At 68.1% G+C, this 17,699-nt stretch carries 18 protein-coding genes; 10 read left to right on the top strand and 8 right to left on the bottom strand.

Features of this window, described 5'->3' with window-relative positions; translation table 11 throughout:
• Positions 1–319: 319 nt before the first annotated feature.
• Positions 320–1,024, top strand: coding sequence for a slipin family protein (locus tag KL788_RS07010; protein WP_293169794.1), 705 nt, complete (start codon positions 320–322; stop codon positions 1,022–1,024).
• 46 nt (positions 1,025–1,070) lie between these two features.
• Positions 1,071–2,033: a DMT family transporter gene (locus tag KL788_RS07005; RefSeq protein WP_293169792.1), complete on the top strand. Its 963-nt coding sequence runs from the start codon at positions 1,071–1,073 to the stop codon at positions 2,031–2,033.
• Here the strand turns inward: KL788_RS07005 and msrB are convergent.
• A complete protein-coding gene (msrB, locus tag KL788_RS07000) occupies positions 2,011–2,451 on the bottom strand; it encodes a peptide-methionine (R)-S-oxide reductase MsrB (RefSeq protein ID WP_293169790.1) in 441 nt (146 codons plus the stop codon). The two genes, KL788_RS07005 and msrB, sit on opposite strands and share 23 nt — an antisense overlap.
• A gap of 58 nt (positions 2,452–2,509) precedes the next feature.
• On the opposite strand from msrB, the gene KL788_RS06995 reads away from it, so the two are divergent.
• Positions 2,510–2,986: a GNAT family N-acetyltransferase gene (locus KL788_RS06995; RefSeq protein ID WP_293169788.1), complete on the top strand. Its 477-nt coding sequence runs from the start codon at positions 2,510–2,512 to the stop codon at positions 2,984–2,986.
• Positions 2,987–3,062: 76 nt separating this feature from the next.
• On the top strand, positions 3,063–6,026 hold the full coding sequence (locus KL788_RS06990; RefSeq protein WP_293169786.1) for an HtaA domain-containing protein: 2,964 nt from the start codon (positions 3,063–3,065) through the stop codon (positions 6,024–6,026).
• A gap of 56 nt (positions 6,027–6,082) precedes the next feature.
• Here KL788_RS06990 and KL788_RS06985 read toward each other — a convergent pair whose 3' ends face one another.
• Positions 6,083–7,225, bottom strand: coding sequence for a heme/hemin ABC transporter substrate-binding protein (locus tag KL788_RS06985; RefSeq protein ID WP_293169784.1), 1,143 nt, complete (start codon positions 7,223–7,225; stop codon positions 6,083–6,085).
• Between the two features lie 180 nt (positions 7,226–7,405).
• On the opposite strand from KL788_RS06985, the gene KL788_RS06980 reads away from it, so the two are divergent.
• From KL788_RS06980 to groL, 5 genes are all read left to right on the top strand, one after another.
• Complete coding sequence (locus KL788_RS06980; protein ID WP_293169782.1) at positions 7,406–7,678, top strand: DUF3263 domain-containing protein; 273 nt, start codon at positions 7,406–7,408, stop codon at positions 7,676–7,678.
• A gap of 41 nt (positions 7,679–7,719) precedes the next feature.
• The gene (locus KL788_RS06975; protein WP_293169780.1) at positions 7,720–8,301 is read left to right on the top strand and encodes a LytR C-terminal domain-containing protein; all 582 of its coding nucleotides are present in this window, start codon (positions 7,720–7,722) and stop codon (positions 8,299–8,301) included.
• A gap of 127 nt (positions 8,302–8,428) precedes the next feature.
• A complete protein-coding gene (locus tag KL788_RS06970) occupies positions 8,429–8,632 on the top strand; it encodes a cold-shock protein (RefSeq protein WP_293169778.1) in 204 nt (67 codons plus the stop codon).
• A gap of 97 nt (positions 8,633–8,729) precedes the next feature.
• On the top strand, positions 8,730–9,773 hold the full coding sequence (locus tag KL788_RS06965; RefSeq protein ID WP_293169776.1) for a DUF3048 domain-containing protein: 1,044 nt from the start codon (positions 8,730–8,732) through the stop codon (positions 9,771–9,773).
• Between the two features lie 110 nt (positions 9,774–9,883).
• Positions 9,884–11,512 (top strand): chaperonin GroEL, encoded by a 1,629-nt coding sequence (groL, locus tag KL788_RS06960; RefSeq protein ID WP_293169774.1) that lies wholly within the window; start codon positions 9,884–9,886, stop codon positions 11,510–11,512.
• A gap of 206 nt (positions 11,513–11,718) precedes the next feature.
• On the opposite strand, the gene KL788_RS06955 is transcribed toward groL, so the two are convergent.
• The 5 genes from KL788_RS06955 to KL788_RS06935 form a co-directional block, all read right to left on the bottom strand.
• On the bottom strand, positions 11,719–12,387 hold the full coding sequence (locus KL788_RS06955) for a heme oxygenase (biliverdin-producing) (RefSeq protein WP_293169772.1): 669 nt from the start codon (positions 12,385–12,387) through the stop codon (positions 11,719–11,721).
• A gap of 85 nt (positions 12,388–12,472) precedes the next feature.
• On the bottom strand, positions 12,473–12,808 hold the full coding sequence (locus KL788_RS06950; RefSeq protein WP_293169770.1) for a DUF2470 domain-containing protein: 336 nt from the start codon (positions 12,806–12,808) through the stop codon (positions 12,473–12,475).
• 36 nt (positions 12,809–12,844) lie between these two features.
• A complete protein-coding gene (locus tag KL788_RS06945; RefSeq protein WP_293169768.1) occupies positions 12,845–13,135 on the bottom strand; it encodes a WXG100 family type VII secretion target in 291 nt (96 codons plus the stop codon).
• A 49-nt stretch (positions 13,136–13,184) separates the two neighbouring features.
• Entirely contained in the window at positions 13,185–14,894 is a 1,710-nt protein-coding gene (locus tag KL788_RS06940) for a sensor histidine kinase (protein WP_293169766.1), read from the bottom strand.
• A 12-nt stretch (positions 14,895–14,906) separates the two neighbouring features.
• Positions 14,907–15,599, bottom strand: a complete 693-nt coding sequence (locus KL788_RS06935; protein ID WP_293169764.1) for a response regulator transcription factor — start codon at positions 15,597–15,599, stop codon at positions 14,907–14,909.
• Between the two features lie 85 nt (positions 15,600–15,684).
• Here KL788_RS06935 and KL788_RS06930 point away from each other — a divergent pair, with 85 nt between their 5' ends.
• Positions 15,685–16,413, top strand: coding sequence for an alpha/beta fold hydrolase (locus KL788_RS06930; protein ID WP_293169762.1), 729 nt, complete (start codon positions 15,685–15,687; stop codon positions 16,411–16,413).
• A gap of 22 nt (positions 16,414–16,435) precedes the next feature.
• On the opposite strand, the gene KL788_RS06925 is transcribed toward KL788_RS06930, so the two are convergent.
• Complete coding sequence (locus KL788_RS06925) at positions 16,436–17,578, bottom strand: helix-turn-helix transcriptional regulator (protein WP_293169760.1); 1,143 nt, start codon at positions 17,576–17,578, stop codon at positions 16,436–16,438.
• Positions 17,579–17,699 lie beyond the last annotated feature (121 nt).

Raw genomic sequence — 17,699 nt, 5'->3', positions numbered from 1 at the left:
CAATCGGGCGGTGGGCGCGGGTGTGCAGGCATGGATCCGTTGCGTTGACCCTCACCAGCGGCGGCCATAGGCTGTGAGGGCTGCTCACACGCCAGCCGGCTGAGAGGCTGTTGCCTTGAGGTTCCGGCGAGCAGCACGTGTCTGAGGAACACTCCATTTGGCTACAGCGGTTCGAATCCGTATAGGCGTGTCCGCGCCGGCTCTCTTCGGAGAAGATTCATGTAGGCCCTGCGGTTGCATCATCGGTTCGCCGGCGAGAGCGGCCCCGCCTTCGTGAGGACGCCGGACGCGGGCACGTCACTGAGCAAGCGAGGTCACCATGTCATTCAGCTTCATCGGGGGAAACGCCGGCGTGGTCACTCACGGTCGGTGGGTCGAGGTTGCTCCGTGGGCGCAAGCCGTCGTCATTCGAGACGGAGTGCACACCTCGACCGAGGGCCCTGGTCGCCACCGTCGACGCCGGCGTTCGAGATGGCACGTGCTCGACTTGCGGCCTCAACTGTTGACGATGCCGACGCAAGAGGTGCTCACCGCCGATGGCGTGCAGGTTCGACTCTCGCTCGTGGCCACTGCACAGATTATTGATCCCGTGGCGTGGCTGTTCTCGTCCGTTGCTCCGTTCGAGGCGATCTATGCAGCCCTGCAGGTTGCGCTACGTGATCGTGTCGCGGCGCTGGAGCTCGCGGCGATTTCACGCAGCAGGAGCACCTTGCTCGACGGTGTCGATGCCGAGCTCGAGCCGGCGGTCGCGTCGTTGGGGGCAGCAGTCACGGGGATCACCCTGAAAGACATCACGTTGCCCGCGGAAGTGCGCGAAGCGATCGCCGAGACTGCGCTCGCGAGGCAGCGAGGAATGGCAGAGCTTGAACGAGCTCGCACTGAAGCTGCGGCATTCAGAAGCTTGGCGAACACCGCCAAGCTTCTGGCTGAAAACCCTGCACTCATGGAGCTTCGAACTCTTCAGGCGGCAACAGAGGGAGCCAACATCGTGATTCATCGCGATGGAGTCGCGCGACAGGACTGACGCCTCAGCGCCAGCGCAGGTGTTGGGGCGTGGGATGCTGGGCGCAATGAACACGAACCCCGGCACGCGCGGCCTGACGGCGATCGCGATCGTGGCCACGATCGTCGCCGGCGTGCTGGTCGCCACTCAGCACCGCATCAACGGCGAGTTGGGCCAGCGGCTCGACGACGGCTTCACGGCTGCCCTCATCTCATTCGGCAGCGGCTGGCTGATTCTCATGGCGATCCTCGCCGTGTCGCCGAAGGGCCGCGAGGGGTTCCGGCGGTTGAGCACCGAGGTGCGCGCGCGCCGGGTCGCGCCGTGGCTGCTGCTCGGAGGGCTGGGTGGGGCTCTGCTCGTGCTCTCGCAGGGCCTCGTCGCGGGCGTCGTCGGCGTTGCGATCTTCGGCGTCGCGACGGTCACCGGTCAGACGATCAGCGGCATGGTCGCCGATGCGACCGGATTCGCGGGTGGTCGTCGCACGCCCGTCACCGTGAGCCGCGCGACTGGCGCGACGCTGACCCTCATCGCCGTCGTCGTCGCCGTGGCGCCCCGACTCGAGACCGACGTGCCGCTCGCGGCGATCATCCTGCCCCTCATCGCCGGCATCGGCATCGGACTGCAGCAGGCCGTCAACGGCCGCGTGCGCACCGAATCAGGTTCGGCTCTGGCGGCGACGACCCTCAACTTCACGGTCGGCACGGCGGCGCTCGTCGTCGTGACGGTCGTGCATCTGGCGATCTCCGGGCTGCCTGAGACTCCGCCGAGCAACCCGTGGCTCTACCTGGGCGGCGCGGTCGGCGCGATCTTCATCGCGGTGCAGGTCGTGACCGTCACCCGCATCGGCGTGCTCGTGCTGGGCCTGTGCCTGGTCGCCGGCCAGCTCGCGGGCGCACTCGTCTACGACCTCGTTCTGCCCATCGGAGTGCCGACAACGGCGGCCACGGCGACCGCGGTCGCACTCACGCTCGTCGGCGTGACGATCGCTTCTCTGCCGCCGCGGCGGGCTACTCGCCCTCGGCCGGAGTGAAGTCGAGCGCGAGCGAGTTCATGCAGTACCGGTCGCCCGTGGGGGTGCCGAAGCCGTCGGGAAAGACGTGGCCGAGGTGCGAGCCGCAGTTAGCGCAGCGCACCTCGGTGCGCACCATACCGAGCGAGGTGTCGTCGATGAGCTCGACCGCTTCGGGGCGCACCGACTCGTAGAAGCTGGGCCACCCGCAGCCCGAGTCGAACTTCGTGCCCGCCACGAAGAGCTCGGCGTTGCAGGCGCCGCAGGTGTAGATGCCCGACCGGCTCTCGTCGAGCAACTCGCCCGTCCAGGCTCGCTCGGTGCCCGCCTGGCGCAGCACCTGGTAGCGCTCTTCGCCGAGCTCAGCCCGCCACTCGTCTTCGGTCTTCTCGACCGCGTACGCCTTGCCGCTGGTTGCCGGGTTCTCTGCCGTGCTCACGTCTGCCTCGCTCCTCGCCCTCGCCGGGCGGTCATCTCACCCCATTAAACTCGCAACCGTGACCGACTCTTCCCCGATCTGCCGAACCTGGGGTCAGTTGAGTCTCGATGAGTTCTTCGAGATCGCCCGATTGCGCACCGAGATCTTCTATCTCGAGCAGCGCATCGACGACATCGAACTCGACGACTTCGACCGTGCGGCGTCGACCGAGCACTGGTACATCGTCGACGATTCGGGGCCTGCAGCATATCTGCGGGTGCTGATTCACGACGCCCCGCAGTTCGGTGATCGGGATGCTCGCCGCATCATCGGCCGCGTCGCCACCCGCGCCGACCGCCGGCGCGAGGGTCTCTCGCGGCGGCTGCTCGACGCCGTCATCCAGCGTCACGGAACCGAGCCGATGGCCCTGCACGCGCAGGTCGCGGTGCGGCAGGTCTACGCGGTCGTGGGGTTTGAGCCCTACGGCGACGAGTACGACGAGGCGGGCATCCGGCACATTGGCATGTACCGCGCTCCCAGCGATAGCGCATCGTGATCGCTTAGGTTAGCCTTACCTAGCCCGTGCAACTTAGGGTCACCTAACTTCCGTTTACTGTCTCTTGGAGCCTGCATTGCTCACTCTCTCCCGCCCCTCACGCCTGCGTGCGGGCGCCGTCGCCACCGCGATCATCACGGCCATGGCCGTCATGGGATCCTCCGTCTCCGCGCTCGCCGTGGACGGCGAGCCCCTGCCGGAGACTGCGGTGGAGGTCGTCGAGAGCACGGTTGATCTCGACGCCTCGGCTGACGCGTTCGGCGCGCCCGTGGAGCCGACAGCCGAGATCGACGCTGCGCAGGTCGAACCGACGCCCGTCGCCGAGCCTGTCGCCGACGCGATCACCGCCGTGCCGATGGTGTCGGTGTCGAAGACTGATGGTCTGGTCGATGGCGAGACTGTGACGGTGTCGGGGGAGAACTTCTCGCCCGTGGCGCCGTCGACGAACGGCACGCGTCCGCCGCTGGCCGGTCAGTTCGGTGGCGTGTATGTGGTGTTCGGCTCTTATGCCGAGACGTGGAAGCCGAGCGAGGGTGCCTCGAGTGCGAGCCGCAAGGCCGCTCCGGGTCAGACCCGCTGGGTGGTGAACCCCGAGAACCTCGTGCAGATCGGGGGTTCTGCCGCGGGTGCGGTCGCGATTGAGTCGGATGGTTCGTTTGAGGTTCAGTTGACGGTGACAGAGGAGTTCACCGGTATGCTGGAGAACGGCAACCTGGGCATCTTCACCTTCTCGGGCTCGGGTGCGGTGTATGCGCCGTTCGAGACCGAGACCTTCGTGAGCTTCGCCGAGCCCGCCCCGACGGTGTCGGTGTCGAAGACTGATGGTCTGGTCGATGGCGAGACCGTGACGGTGTCGGGGGAGAACTTCTCGCCCGTGGCGCCGTCGACGAACGGCACGCGTCCGCCGCTGGCCGGTCAGTTCGGTGGCGTGTATGTGGTGTTCGGCTCTTATGCCGAGACGTGGAAGCCGAGCGAGGGTGCGACGAGCGCGGCGCGCAAGGCTGCCCCCGCGCAGACCCGTTGGGTCGTGAACCCGGCGAACGTGGCGCAGCTCGGCGGCTCTGCTGCCGGTGCGGTCGCGATCGAGGAGGACGGTTCGTTTGAGGTCGAACTCACAGTCACCGATGACTTCGAGGGAATGCTCGAGAACGGCAACCTCGGCATCTACACCTTCTCGGGCTCGGGTGCGGTGTATGCGCCGTTCGAGACCGAGACCTTCCTGAGGTTCGCAGGGCCGGTCGACTCGACCGTGACGTTGACCGCCGACCCGGCCGCGTTCCTCGTCGGAGCGTCGACGACGCTGAGCGCGATCGTGCAGCCGGCCGTCGAGGGCTCAGTCGAGTTCTTCGATGGCGAGCGCTCGCTCGGTGTCGTGGGGGTCGATCGTGAGACGGGAGTCGCGACGCTCACCTACGCCGACGCCCCGCAGGGCCCACGTTCGCTGCGTGCCGTCTTCACTCCGGCCGACCTCGACGTTGCGACGGGAGCAGAGGGGGCGGTGATCGTGACCGTCAGCGCTCCGATCGTCATGGCTCCGACGAGCTCGGGTTCGCTCCGCTGGGGCGTCAAGCAGTCGTTCCGCACCTACGTGACGGGGCCGATCGCGCAGGGAACGATCGGCGTCGCGGGAGCCGGCAGCGACGGCGCGATCGTGGTCTTCCCGCAGTCGTCGCCTGCCGCCGCGACCGACGTCGTGCAGTACGGCGGTTCGGTGCGTTACCTCGGCCACAACGGCGCGCTCGACGTGACGATCGCCTCGCCGACCGTGCGCCTGGTCTCGAACACGCGCGCAGATCTCGTGGCCACCGTGAACGGCAGCCGTGTGACGCTGGCGACGCTCGCGCTCGCGACGGGTGCGCGGAGCGTGCTGCCCGACGGCGCGGTGCGCTACGCCGGAGTGGCCGCGACCCTGACGGCAGCAGGCGCTCCCGCGTTCAGCTTCGGCGGCACCGCCTTCTACCCGGCTGGCACTGCGCTCGACCCGGTGACCTTCACGATCGGCGCGCCTTCGAGCGCAGGGGGCGGCACCCGCATCGTCGGGGCTTTCACCGGCTCGAGCATCCCGACCGCGCCGCCGGCCACGACGGGCGCTGAGCTCATTGCGGCTGACGCAGGTGCGCTCGAGCCCGGTCAGCGCATCACGCTCACGGCGGCCGGCTTCGCCCCAGGTGAGTCAGACATCGCGGTCGTCGCCTACAGCGACCCGATCGTGCTGAGCGAATCGGTCACCGCCGACGCCGACGGTGTCGCGACCTGGACAGGCACGTTGCCGGCAGACCTCATCGGCGTACACACGCTCACGATGCAGGGCAGCGTCGACCGCGGCATCGTCGTGACGATCCGCGAGCTGGCCCAGTCGGTCTCGCTCACCGGAGCGTGCGTGATTCAGGATGCTCGCCTCCAGTGGGGCTTCAAGGAGGCCTTCCGCGCCTACGTGAGCGGGTCGATCGCCAACGGCGAGTGGCAGGTGTTCGACGGAGCAGAGTATGAGACGCCGAGCTTCGCCTTCGCCGGCGACGGCGCGCTGGATTCGAGCACCGGCGAGGGAGAGCTGGTGTTCTCCGGCGGTATCCGCTTCACCGGGCACGGCGGAATTCTCGACACCTCAGTGTCGAACCCCCGCGTCATCGTGCTCGACGCCGACACCGCCCAGCTCGTGCTCGACGTGGTCGGCACGACGCAAGAGGGTGTCGCGGTCGAGGCCGAGGGCGTCGTGTTCGCCGACCTCGACCTGAGCGCAGCCGCTCGGTCGGCCGACGACGGTCTGCTCACGATCGAGGGTGCACTGGCGACGCTCACCGCGACAGGAGCGGAAGCCTTCGGCACCTACCCGGCCGGCGAGCCGCTCGACCCCGTGACGATCACCGGTTCGCTCGCCGACGACTGCGGCGAGGTCGTCATCGCCGAGCCCGAGGCAGGCGAGGTCGCACCGAGCGAGGGCGGAATTCCGCTCTGGGTGTGGGGCATCATCATCGCCCTGCTACTCGCGGTCATCGCTCTGACGGTCGCGCTCGTGCGACGCCGGGCTGCAGCCGAGTAACGCACGACAGTGAGGAGCGGGTCTGCGTCAGCGGACCCGCCCCTCGTCACGCGCGGCTAGCTGCCGGGCGCGTAGATCGCGCGCGCGAGAGCGTCGAGCACGGCGGGCGTGCGCGGGCCGAAGCTGAGCACCTCGCCGTCGGCCATGTCGACGAAGCGGCGGTTCTCGCCAGCCCGCGTGAGACCCACCGCCGGCTTCTCGGCGATGAGGGCGTCGATGCCACCGACGCTCTCGAGCCCGCCCGTCATCACGAGAATGAGGTCGGGGTTGGCGGCAACGAGGGCCTCGTCAGTCATGGGTCGCAGGCCCTGCCAGCCGATCTCACCCGCGACGTCGATGCCGCCGACGGCCTCGATGAGCTCATCGGCCCCCGACTCTTCGCCGAAGAGGTAGTAGATGCCCGAGGTGCCGCGCAAGTAGAGGAACAGAATGCGCACGCGATCGGCCGGGTCGGCTGGGCGGATCGCCTCAATCTCGGCGACGACAGCGGCGAGTTCCGACTCGAGGCGCTCGGCGAGCAGTTCGCCGGTCTCGGGTGATCCGAGTGCTGCCGCGACCTGGCGGCCGAGCTCGCCGGGTGCGGCGAGCCCCGGCTCAGCATCCACGTAGACGACGGTGATGCCGGCCTCGCGCAGTTGCAGCACCACGTCGGTTGGGCCGACGGTGCCGTCGGTGATGACGAGCGTCGGTCGTAGCGCGAGAACCGCCTCGCTGCTGATCGCGTGGCCGCTACTCGTCACGACCGGCAGGTCGGCTGCCTCGGCGAAGGTCGTCGAGATGTCTCGGCCGATGACCTCATCGCCGAACCCGAGCGCGAAGACTGTCGCGGCGATCGAACCGGCGATGTCGAGCGGCAGAATGCGGCTCGTGTCAGACACCATCACCTCCCGATCGCCCGCGAGGTCGCGCGAGACAACGGTGGTCGGCAGGCTTTGCACCGGCGAGTCGGTGACCGGCACGATCGAGGCGGAGTCGAGCAGTGCGGTTGAGGGGCCGACGTGGTCGCGCGGGTTCTCCAGCACTGCGAGCTCGCTGAGCGGAACGCGCGGCCCCGCACTCGTCGGCTCGATCGCGGGCGGTGCCGACGTCACGGCGCATCCGGCGAGCAGGGCGACCAGGGCGAGGCCCATGGCAGCACTGCGGCCTCGGCGCTGCGACGTGCTCACGATCGGCGTCGAACGACGCGGGGTGAGGGTCATGGGGCTCCGGAGACGCAACGGGTCGGGCAACGGTGGTTAGGCAAGCCTAACCCGCTGGGCTGAACGACGAGTGGGCACAGACTGTGCGCCCACCCGGGTAGAGGGCGCTCGCACCAGCCTGCCGCGCTTGCCGCGAGCCGCCCAGAGTCGAAGGTCCTGGCGCTCTACCCTGGTGCCACGATGGATGCCCGCTCAGACCCCCTCGACGATCGCGCGCAGCGCGTGCTCGAGTTCGAGCGCGACTGGTGGGGGCACAGCGGGGCGAAAGAGCAGAGTATCCGCCGCGAGTTCGGATGGAGCGCGGCCCGCTACTATCAGGTGCTGAACGCCGTGATCGACACCGAGGTCGCCGTGCGCTACGACCCGGTCTTCGTCGGTCGCCTGCGTGCGGTGCGCGACGATCGCGCCCAGCAGCGCCGCACCAGGCGCCCGGGCTTCACGGGCGCCGCCTGAGCGGCCGCCCCCCACCACCCCGCCTGAAAGGCACTGCACCGATGGCCGAGTTCGCACCCGATCGCTTCGACGAGATACCTGCTGAGCTGGGTCGCGTCGGTGCTCACCGCGCCCCCCGTCGTCGCGGCCGTGTGGTGATCGCCATCGCGTGGGCCGCGCTCGCGAGCGGGGTGCTCGTCGTGGCAGGTCTGTGGGGCCTCTCGCTCATCACTGATCGAGTCACCTTCGAGATTCCTGGCTTCGACACCGCCGAGCCGATGCCGACCCCGACCGAGTCGGCCTCGCCAACCCCGCCGAGCGTCGAGCCGATCACCGACCCCGCACTCGCCGAACTGCCGGCGGGGTTCACGATCACGATTCTCAACGGTGCGGGGGTCGACGGTCTGGGCGCCACAGCACGTGATCTGCTCACGGCACCCGGGTGGCCGGTCGGCACCGTCACCTCAGCCGGTCAAGACGACCTCACCGAGACCGTCGTGTTCTACTCCGACCCGGCGCTCGAGGGGGTCGCGCTCGGCATGGCCGTGCTACTCGGCACGGGCGACATCGAGCTCTCTGACGCGTTCCCCGGCGCCCCCATCACGATCACACTCGGCGCCGATTTCGCCGAGCTCGCGCCCTAGCGGCAGCGCGTGATTTCGACGCCGTTACGCGCGCGTAACGACTGCTCGACGGTGCGCTCCGCGGCCTGGTGAGCCGCCGATCGCGCGGGTATTCTCGCGGCATTCCCGCGACACGAGGAGCTTCACCATGCCCACAGGAACCGTCAAGTGGTTCAACGCCGAGAAAGGCTTCGGCTTCATTACGCTCGAGGGCGGCGACGGCGACGTCTTCGTGCACTACAGCTCGATCGACATGCCCGGCTACAAGGTGCTCGACGAGGGCCAGGTCGTGACGTTCGAGATCGGCACGGGCACCAAGGGGCCGCAAGCCGAGGGCGTGCGGGTCGCCTGAGCGGGCATCCGCGGCTCTCCTGCCCCGACGGATGCTCGCTGCGGCGCACCGTCGCCGCAGCGCCGCACGGCTCAGGCCGCGCACTAGAGTGACCCTCATGAGCAGGCGACTGCGTCGTGGTGCGGCGCTCTCTTCAGGAGGGCTGCTGCTCGCGTTGCTCGTCGCCTGCACCGCTGAGGCACCGATGCCGACGCCCACGCCGACACCCTCGTTCGTGTCGAGCTACGAAGCACCGCCGCCCTTCGACCTCGCGCCACTCACGGGCGAAGTCGTGCCCGTCGACTCGGCCATCGCTCCGGCCTTCGCCGCCAAGATCGACAACCACCCCGACGCCCGCCCGCAGGTGGGGCTCGATCGCGCTGACGTCGTGTGGGAGATTCTCGTCGAGGGCGGGCTCACTCGTTACATCGCCGTCTGGCAGTCCGACATTCCCGATGAGATCGGGCCGATCCGGTCGGTGCGGCCCGTCGACCCCTCCATCGTGGCACCGCAGGGCGGCATCATCGCGTACTCGGGAGGCCAGTACCGCTTCGTCGTTGCGATGCAACAGGCACCCGTCTACAACGCGATCCACGGGCAGCGCGACACGGAGGATTTCATGTTCCGCGGCGACAACGCTCCGGCGCCGCACAACGTGATCGTGCGCGCTTCGCAGCTCGCTGCCTCGCAGAGCGCTCTGCCTGCACCGCCGCAGCAGTTCCCGTTCTCCGAGAGCCTGGCGGCCGCGACGGCGACGAAAGAGGGCACGGCGACGACGCGCATCGACCTCAGGTTCGGCAGCGCGTCGACTCCGGCGTGGGTCTGGAGCGCCGACACGCAGACGTTCATCCGGTATATGACGGGCGGCTCGCCCGACCGCGCTGCAGGGGGCGCGCAGCTCAGTGCGGTCAATGTCGTGTCACTGCGGGTACCGGTGCAAGTGATCCAGAGCATCCCGACCGTCGACCTCATCGGCCGAGGCGAGGCCTGGGTCTCGACCGGCGGCGCGACCGTCGCGGCCACCTGGTCGAAGTCATCGCTGACCGATCAGATCCGCATTGTCGATGCGAACGGGGTCGCCGTTCGACTGGCGCCCGGCAACACCTGGGTCGAGCTCGTGCCGCTCGCCGGCTCCGTCTCGTTCACGCGCCCCGCTTCGTAGTCGCTCTGGCTTGCACTCGCCCCCAGCGAGTGCCAGAATCAGTTAGCACTCACGCTCTGTGAGTGCCAAGAGCTACCGTACGTTCAGCGTCCGGGAGGGACGAGAGACACATGGCTAAGATCATCGCTTTTGACGAAGAGGCCCGTCGCGGCCTCGAGCGCGGCCTCAACATTCTGGCCGACGCCGTGAAGGTGACGCTGGGACCCCGGGGTCGCAACGTCGTCCTCGAGAAGAAGTGGGGCGCCCCCACGATCACCAACGACGGCGTCTCCATCGCCAAAGAGATCGAGCTCGACGACCCGTTCGAGAAGATCGGCGCGGAGCTCGTCAAAGAGGTCGCTAAGAAGACTGACGACGTCGCCGGCGACGGCACGACTACGTCGGTCGTTCTCGCTCAGGCGCTCGTGCGCGAAGGCCTGCGCAACGTCGCGGCCGGCGCCGACCCCATCAGCCTCAAGCGCGGTATCGAGAAGGCCACCCAGGCCGTCTCTGACCAGCTGCTGAAGAACGCCAAAGAGGTCGAGACCAAAGAAGAGATCGCCGCGACCGCGAGCATCTCTGCCGCCGACCCCGAGATCGGCGCGCTCATCGCCGAGGCCATCGACAAGGTGGGCAAAGAGGGCGTCGTCACCGTCGAAGAGTCGAACACCTTCGGTACCGAGCTCGAGCTCACCGAGGGCATGCGCTTCGACAAGGGCTACTTGTCGGCATACTTCGTCACCGACCCCGAGCGTCAGGAAGCGGTCTTCGAAGACCCGTACGTCTTGATCGTCAACGGCAAGATCTCGGCAATCAAAGACCTGCTGCCGGTCGTCGACAAGGTGATCCAGAGCGGCAAGCAGCTGCTCATCATCGCCGAAGACGTCGAGGGCGAGGCCCTGGCCACGCTCGTCGTCAACAAGATTCGCGGCATCTTCAAGTCGGTCGCCGTCAAGGCCCCCGGCTTCGGCGACCGCCGCAAGGCCATGCTGCAGGACATCGCGATTCTCACCGGTGGCCAGGTCATCAGCGAAGAGGTCGGTCTCAAGCTTGAGAACGCGACGCTCGATCTGCTCGGTCGCGCACGCAAGGTCGTCATCACCAAGGACGAGACCACGATTGTTGAAGGTGCCGGCGACGCCGACGCCATCGCGGGTCGCGTGAAGCAGATTCGCTCGGAGATCGAGAACACCGACTCGGACTACGACCGCGAGAAGCTGCAGGAGCGCCTCGCCAAGCTCGCTGGCGGCGTCGCCGTCATCAAGGCGGGCGCGGCCACCGAGGTTGAGCTCAAAGAGCGCAAGCACCGCATCGAAGACGCCGTGCGCAACGCCAAGGCGGCCGTCGAAGAGGGCATCGTCGCCGGTGGTGGCGTCGCGCTGATTCAGGCCGGCAAGATGGCGTTCGAGTCGAAGGCGCTCACCGACCTCGTCGGTGACGAGGCCACCGGCGCGAACATCGTCAAGGTCGCTATCGACGCCCCGCTCAAGCAGATCGCTCTCAACGCCGGCCTCGAGCCCGGCGTGGTGGCCGACAAGGTGCGCCACCTCGAGGTCGGTCACGGCCTCAACGCGGCCACGGGCGAGTACGTCGACATGCTCGGTGCAGGCATCGCCGACCCGGTGAAGGTCACGCGCTCGGCGCTGCTTAACGCAGCCTCGATCGCGGGTCTGTTCCTCACCACCGAGGCCGTCGTCGCCGACAAGCCCGAGAAGAACCCCGCGCCGATGGGCGACCCGAGCGGCGGCATGGATTTCTAAGTCCTCCACCGCTGGTCTACGCCGAAGGGCGGCTCCCCCCATGGGGAGCCGCCCTTTCGCGTTGCTCGATCGACGCGGCCGTGCGATGTCGAACCCGCGCACGAGTGTGCTCGCTCTCGGCACGCGTGTCGTGTCGAGCGAACACAGTCGCCGTTGAGGGGCACACGTGTGCCGCCTTCGCTGCAGGTGAGCCAGACGGCGGCAGCTCAGGCGGCGATGCGGCGCTCGCCGAGCTGCTCGAAGATGCGCGTGTTGTAGTCGTACGCCCGCAGCACTTCGTCAACGACACGCTCTTGCTCGCCCGGCGACCACTCTGCGGCGTCGAGCTGTGCGCGGTACGCGTCTTTGAACGCGGCGGGGTCTGCGATCTGGTCGAACAGGTAGAAGCCGATGCCGTTGGTCTCGAAGCCGAACTGGCGCGCGATGAGTCGGCCGATGTGCAGGCCGCCCGAGAGGTCGCCGAGGTAGCGCGTGTAGTGGTGCGCGATGTAGCCCGCGGGCCAGTCGGCGGCGACCTCGCGAATGCGCGCTGCGTACTCGACGGTCGCCGGTACGAGAGTGAGACGCTCGCGCCAGTCGTCTCCGATCAGAAACTGCAGGTCGGCCTCGAGTGCGGGCAGGCGGGTGAGAGCGGTCGAGAGAAAGGGCTCGACGAGCGGCTCGTCGCGCATGGCTGGCTCTGCCCCTTCGAGGGCCTCGTAAATCGCCCAGTGCTGCGAGACGAGGGCTACGTAGTCGTCGCGGCTCGCCTCACCTTTCAGCAGGTCACCCATGAACGAGGCGCCTTCGCTGCTTCGATGGCTCGCCGAACTGCGTTCGCGCACCATTCGGGAGAAGGGGATGACCTCGGCTGAGGCGCTGGGGCTGGTGGTCATGGTTGACGTCTCCTGGAAGGTTAGGGTCGCCTAACCTTACCGAACGTCCTCGGCCGAATCCAGAGTCGGCCCGCGGCACCTTCAGTCAGTCGTGCGGTCGCGGTTCGATGCCCAGCTCAGTACAGGCCCGGTCGTACAGCACGACGATCTCGCGGCGAATCTCGGCGCGCTCGGTGATCGCGCCTGACCACTCGACGCGTAGGGCAGTCTCGCCCTTCGTCGCACCGCTCTCGCCTGCTGCAGCGACCGTGTAGACCCAGTGCCCGGCGTGGCCGTCGACAGCGACCATGCGAGCCATCGTCGCACTGCGATCGCCGAAAGCTCGAGCGATCAGCAGATTGTCGTCGGCGTGGTCGTCGTTCATGTGGTGCAGCACGGCAGAGACGATCGCGGGTTCGAAAGAGAAGGCAGAAGAGCTCACCACCTCACCCTACGGGCGCGCCCCGCCGGGCCGTGCTCAGCGCAAGAACATGCGGGCGGCCTGCTGTTCGACCTCGGCGTAGCCGTGCCCGGCGTGACCGAGTGCCTCGTTGAGAGCGGTGAGCGTCTGCTCGACGCGCTGGTAGGCGGCGGTCCACTCGCCGAGGAGCGAGTGGAAGGCCGTGGCGGCCGCGCCGCTCCAAGTGCCCTGCAGGCCCGAGAGGTTGGCCTGCAGCCCGGCAGCCTCGGCCTGCAGCCGCCCGATCGAGCCGCGCGTCGCTGCCGTGGCCGTGAGTACGGCGTCGCTGTCGACCTGGTATCGCGTCATGAGGGTCTCCTTCCGGCACCGGGGCACTCGCCCGATCGCCGGGGGCACCCTACGAGGCGGAGGCGGCGCCCGCCGTGGTGAGCGGCTCGGCGGGGGCATCCTTTGCAGCGACCGCGCTGGGGAGGAGCGGAAGCGATACGCGGAATGTCGCGCCGCCACCCGGGGTGTCGAGCACCTCGACCCGGCCGTTGTGCAGAGCCACGATCGAGGCGACGATCGCAAGCCCGAGCCCTGAGCCTCCCGTGTCGCGGGTGCGCGACGAATCGGCGCGGAAGAACCGCTCGAAGATGCGCTCTTGCAGCTGCGGTGGAATGCCGTCGCCGTGGTCGACGACCGCGATCGATGCCAGCCCCGCGTCGTGATCGACGCCGACCACAAGCTCGATGGGCGTGCCGTCGGGCGAGAAGCGCAGCGCATTGCCGATGAGGTTCGTGATGACCTGACGAATCTTGTTCTCTTCGGCGAGCACGAGCGCCGCGACCTCTGTGGGGGCCGTGACCGCGAGCGGCTCGGGGGTTGCGACAGGTGCCGAGGCGCGGCGTGAACGGCGGCCGCGCAACCGAGCGAACGCCGAACCGGCGAGCGTGGGGGCTACGAGCGGCGGGGTCGGGATGCTCGGGGCCTCGTGATGCGTGAGCGCAGCATCCGTTGCCGGGGTCTCGGTGGTGGGAATCTCAATGACGACCGTGACCTCGCGATCGGGCGCGCCCGCTCGGGCGTCGAGGGCTGCGTCGCGTGCGAGGGGCACGAGGTCGACCGGAGCCGGTTCGAGGGGCCGCGATTCGTCGAGCCGCGCGAGCTCGAGCAGGTCGCTCACGAGCGCGCTCATGCGAATCGCCTCTTTCTCGATGCGCTCCATCGCTTGGCCGACCTGCTCGTCTCCCGTCAGTGCGCCCATGCGGTACAGCTCGGCATAGCCGCGCACCGAGACCAGGGGAGTGCGTAGCTCGTGGCTCGCATCGCCGACGAAGCGGCGCATTTGCGAGATCGTGGCCGCGCGGTCGGCGAAGGCGCGGTCGATGCGGCTGAGCATGGCGTTGAGCGAGCCGCTCAAGCGCCCGACCTCGGTGTTGGGGGTCGCCCCGCTGAGGCGCTGGCTGAAGTCGCCCCCAGCGAACCGGGCGGCCGTGGCCTCGACGTCGCGCAGAGGCCGGAAGGTCGAGGTGACCAGCAGGCGCGTGAGTGCGGCGCTCAAGATGACGACGACGAGGCCGAAGCCGAGAAAGATCGAGGCGAACGAACCGATGATCGCGTTGGCGTCGGCGAGGTCGGCGCCGATGATGAGGGTGGCCTGCTGAGAGGCACCCGAGTCGCCCTCGGTCACCCTGAGGGGGAAGGTCGCGACGCGCCACTGGGTCGTGCGGTCGGCGCTCGTCAGGGTGATGCCGCCCTCGAGGTTCGAGACGTAGGCGAGGGTCAGGCGCGAGACATCGGGCGCCTGCGCGCGATTGGCCATCGTGATGTTGTCGTCGATGAGCACGCCGTCGGCGTCGACCGCGCCGAAGTAGAACGGGTTCGAGAAGATCGACGGCGTGAGCTGGTCGAACGAGTCGAACTCGTCGACGGCGAACGTTCCCGGTAGCTCATCGGCCGCCTGCCGCAACTGCCGGTCGACCTCGTCGACAAGCGTGCGCTGCAGCACGGTGAGCGTGCCGACACCGACCACGAGCAGCCCGACCGTCACCACGAACACCGTGACGCCGGTGATCTTCGAGCGGAGGGAGATCGACTCCCACCACTGGGTCAACTGCTCATGCATGAGGTGCCAAGGCTAGAGCTTGGCGGCCTTGAGCATGTAGCCGAAACCGCGCTTCGTCTGAATGAGCGGCTCGTCGGTGTGCGGGTCGAGCTTGCGGCGCAGGTATGAGATGTAACTCTCGACGATGCCGGCGTCGCCGTTGAAGTCGTACTCCCACACGTGGTCGAGAATCTGCGCCTTCGACAGCACGCGGTTGGGGTTGAGCATGAGGTATCGCAGCAGCTTGAACTCAGTGGGGCTGAGCTCGATCACCTCGTCGCCGACCGTGACCTCGTGCGTGTCCTGGTCCATCGTGAGGCCGCCAGCGCGAATGATCGCGTCGTCTTCTTCTTGCATGGTGCGACGCAGAATGGCCTTGATGCGCGCGACGATCTCGTCGAGGCTGAACGGCTTGGTGACGTAGTCGTCACCGCCGACTGTGAGACCCATGATCTTGTCGTCGGTGTCGTCTTTCGCCGTGAGGAAGAGGATGGGGCTCGTGTACCCGCTCGACCGCAGCCGCTTGGTGACGCCGAAGCCGTTGATGTCGGGCAGCATCACGTCGAGGATGATGAGGTCGGGCTCTTCTTCGAGCACCGCCGAGATGGCCTGCGCTCCGTTGCCGACGGCGCGCACGGCAAAGCCGGCGAAGCGAAGGCTCGTGGTGAGCAGGTCGCGAATGTTGGGTTCGTCGTCAACGATGAGAATCTTGGGTCCGTCAGCCATGAGAGCATTCTCTGGGCTTTTGGTGAAAGTTTCCTGAACGCCGTCGCCCTGTCGCGATGTCGGCGCTCGGCACTACGGTTCAGGCATGCAGATCGTGTTGATTGCGGGATTCTGGCTCGACGGCGATTCGTGGGGCGAGGTGACGCCCACACTGATGGCAGCGGGCCACACCGTGCACACTCCGACCCTTCCCGGCAAGCGCCCGGGCGACACCGACCTGGCAGGCATCGGCTTGCGTGATCATGTGGATGCTGTGATCGCCTACGTCGACGCGCTCGACGGCGGCGATGGTGCCGATGACGACGGCCCCGGCTCGGTCGTGCTCGTCGGGCACTCGGGTGGCGGCACGATCGCATGGGCCGTCGCCGATGCCCGCCCGAGCCGCATCGAGCGCGTCGTCTTCGTCGACGCGATACCCATGCCGGCCGGCACGTGCATCAACGACGAGCTGCCGGTGGAGGGCGACGGCGTGCCGTTGCCCGACTGGTCGCTCTTCGAGCCCGAAGACCTCACCGATCTCGATGACGAGCTGCGCGAGCGGTTTCGCGCGATCGCGAAGCCTGAGCCGGTGGGCGTCGCGCACGAGCCGACGCGTCTCGACGACGACGCGCGGTTCTCGGTGCCGGTGACGGTCATCGCGTGCGAGTTCCCCGCCGACCTCATTCGCCAGGCCATCGCGAACGAGCGCGAGTGGGCGGGCGAGCTGGCGGCTATGCGGCAGCTCGAGATCATCGAGCTACCCACCGGCCACTGGCCGCAGTTCACGAAACCGGTCGAGCTCGGCGCGAGCATCCTGACCGCGATCGGCGGCTAGCAGCGCGGCCGAGCGTTTCGCGCTAGTCGGGCAGTAGACCCGCGTCGCGAGCGCGCCGAACGGCTCCCGCGCGCGACGAGACGCCGAGCTTCGCGTAGATCGACCGGGCGTGGGCACGAGCCGTGTGGTACGAGATCGAGAGCGACTGCGCGATCGTGCTGATCGACGCATCGCCGTCGAGCTCTACGAGCACGTCGAGCTCTCGCTGCGACAGCGGCGTGGGGCTAGCGTTGAGCGCCGCAACACGAGTCATGAGCTCGGCGAACCGTTCGGGCGACTCGTCGTCGAGCACCTCAAGAAGCGCGGCCCGCACGACGGGAGGGTGCCGCCAGACGGTATCGGCGCGAACAGGGTGGCGACCACGAGCGCCGAGCTCGTCAAGGCCGGCCAGGGTGTCGTCGGCCTCACGCACGACGTCGGCCGTCGGCGGATAGATCTCTGAGAGCACGGCGGTTTCGAGCAACACCGTGCGCGCCCGCGGGGTGAGCCCGCGCACAAGCTCGTCACGAACGTAGTGACGAACATGGTCGAGCGCGTCGGCCCCTCGCGAAACCGCGCCGACTGCGGCGGCCCAGCCACCGGTTTGCTCGAGCGTCTCTGTCGAGCGCTCGGCTCCGACCGCATCGATCACTTCCTCTTCGTCGAAAGCGAGCTCATTCGGGCCGATCTCGACGACACCGTGATGCAGTCGCAATCGTGAGAGCAGCAGCGGCATCGGCGCGTCGGTCGCGATCACGAACCGCACACTCTCTGGCAGCAGCTCGATCGCGGCCCCGATCATGCCCAGCACGCTCGGCTCACTGAGCACCTGCACCTCATCGAGCATGATGACGAGGGGCACGCCGGGCCGGCGGCGCGCCGAGCCCTCGACAGCAGCCGAGAAGGTCGCCAGATCGGCGCCGCTCGCGTGATCGTCGAGCGACCACTGTAGTTGCGGCAGCACCGGCAAGGCCGCCTCGGCAATGGCCGTGCGCAACGCGCTCGGGTGATTGTGCTCGATGCGCCAGGTGATCGGCAACGTTTCAGCGAGCGGCTCGAGGTCGAGCAACCACTGGCGCAGCAGAGTGCTCTTGCCCGAGCCCAGCGGCGCGCACACGATGGTGACCCTGGCCTGCAGCACCTCAGCGGCCCGCGCGCCGAGTGCGCGTCGGTAGATCGCGGTCATGCAGCGGCCTCTCTCTGGCGTCACCCCGATCGAGCTGCGGCGGGTATCTCTCACTCTAAGCAATCGCACGCCGAGAGGTGAGTAATACCTCATTCGGGCGATGTGCCCCTGTGCCCCTGTG

The organism is Microcella sp. (assembly GCF_019739195.1).
In the GTDB taxonomy this organism is placed as follows: domain Bacteria; phylum Actinomycetota; class Actinomycetes; order Actinomycetales; family Microbacteriaceae; genus Microcella.
This window is presented reverse-complemented; position numbering and strand designations above follow the sequence as displayed.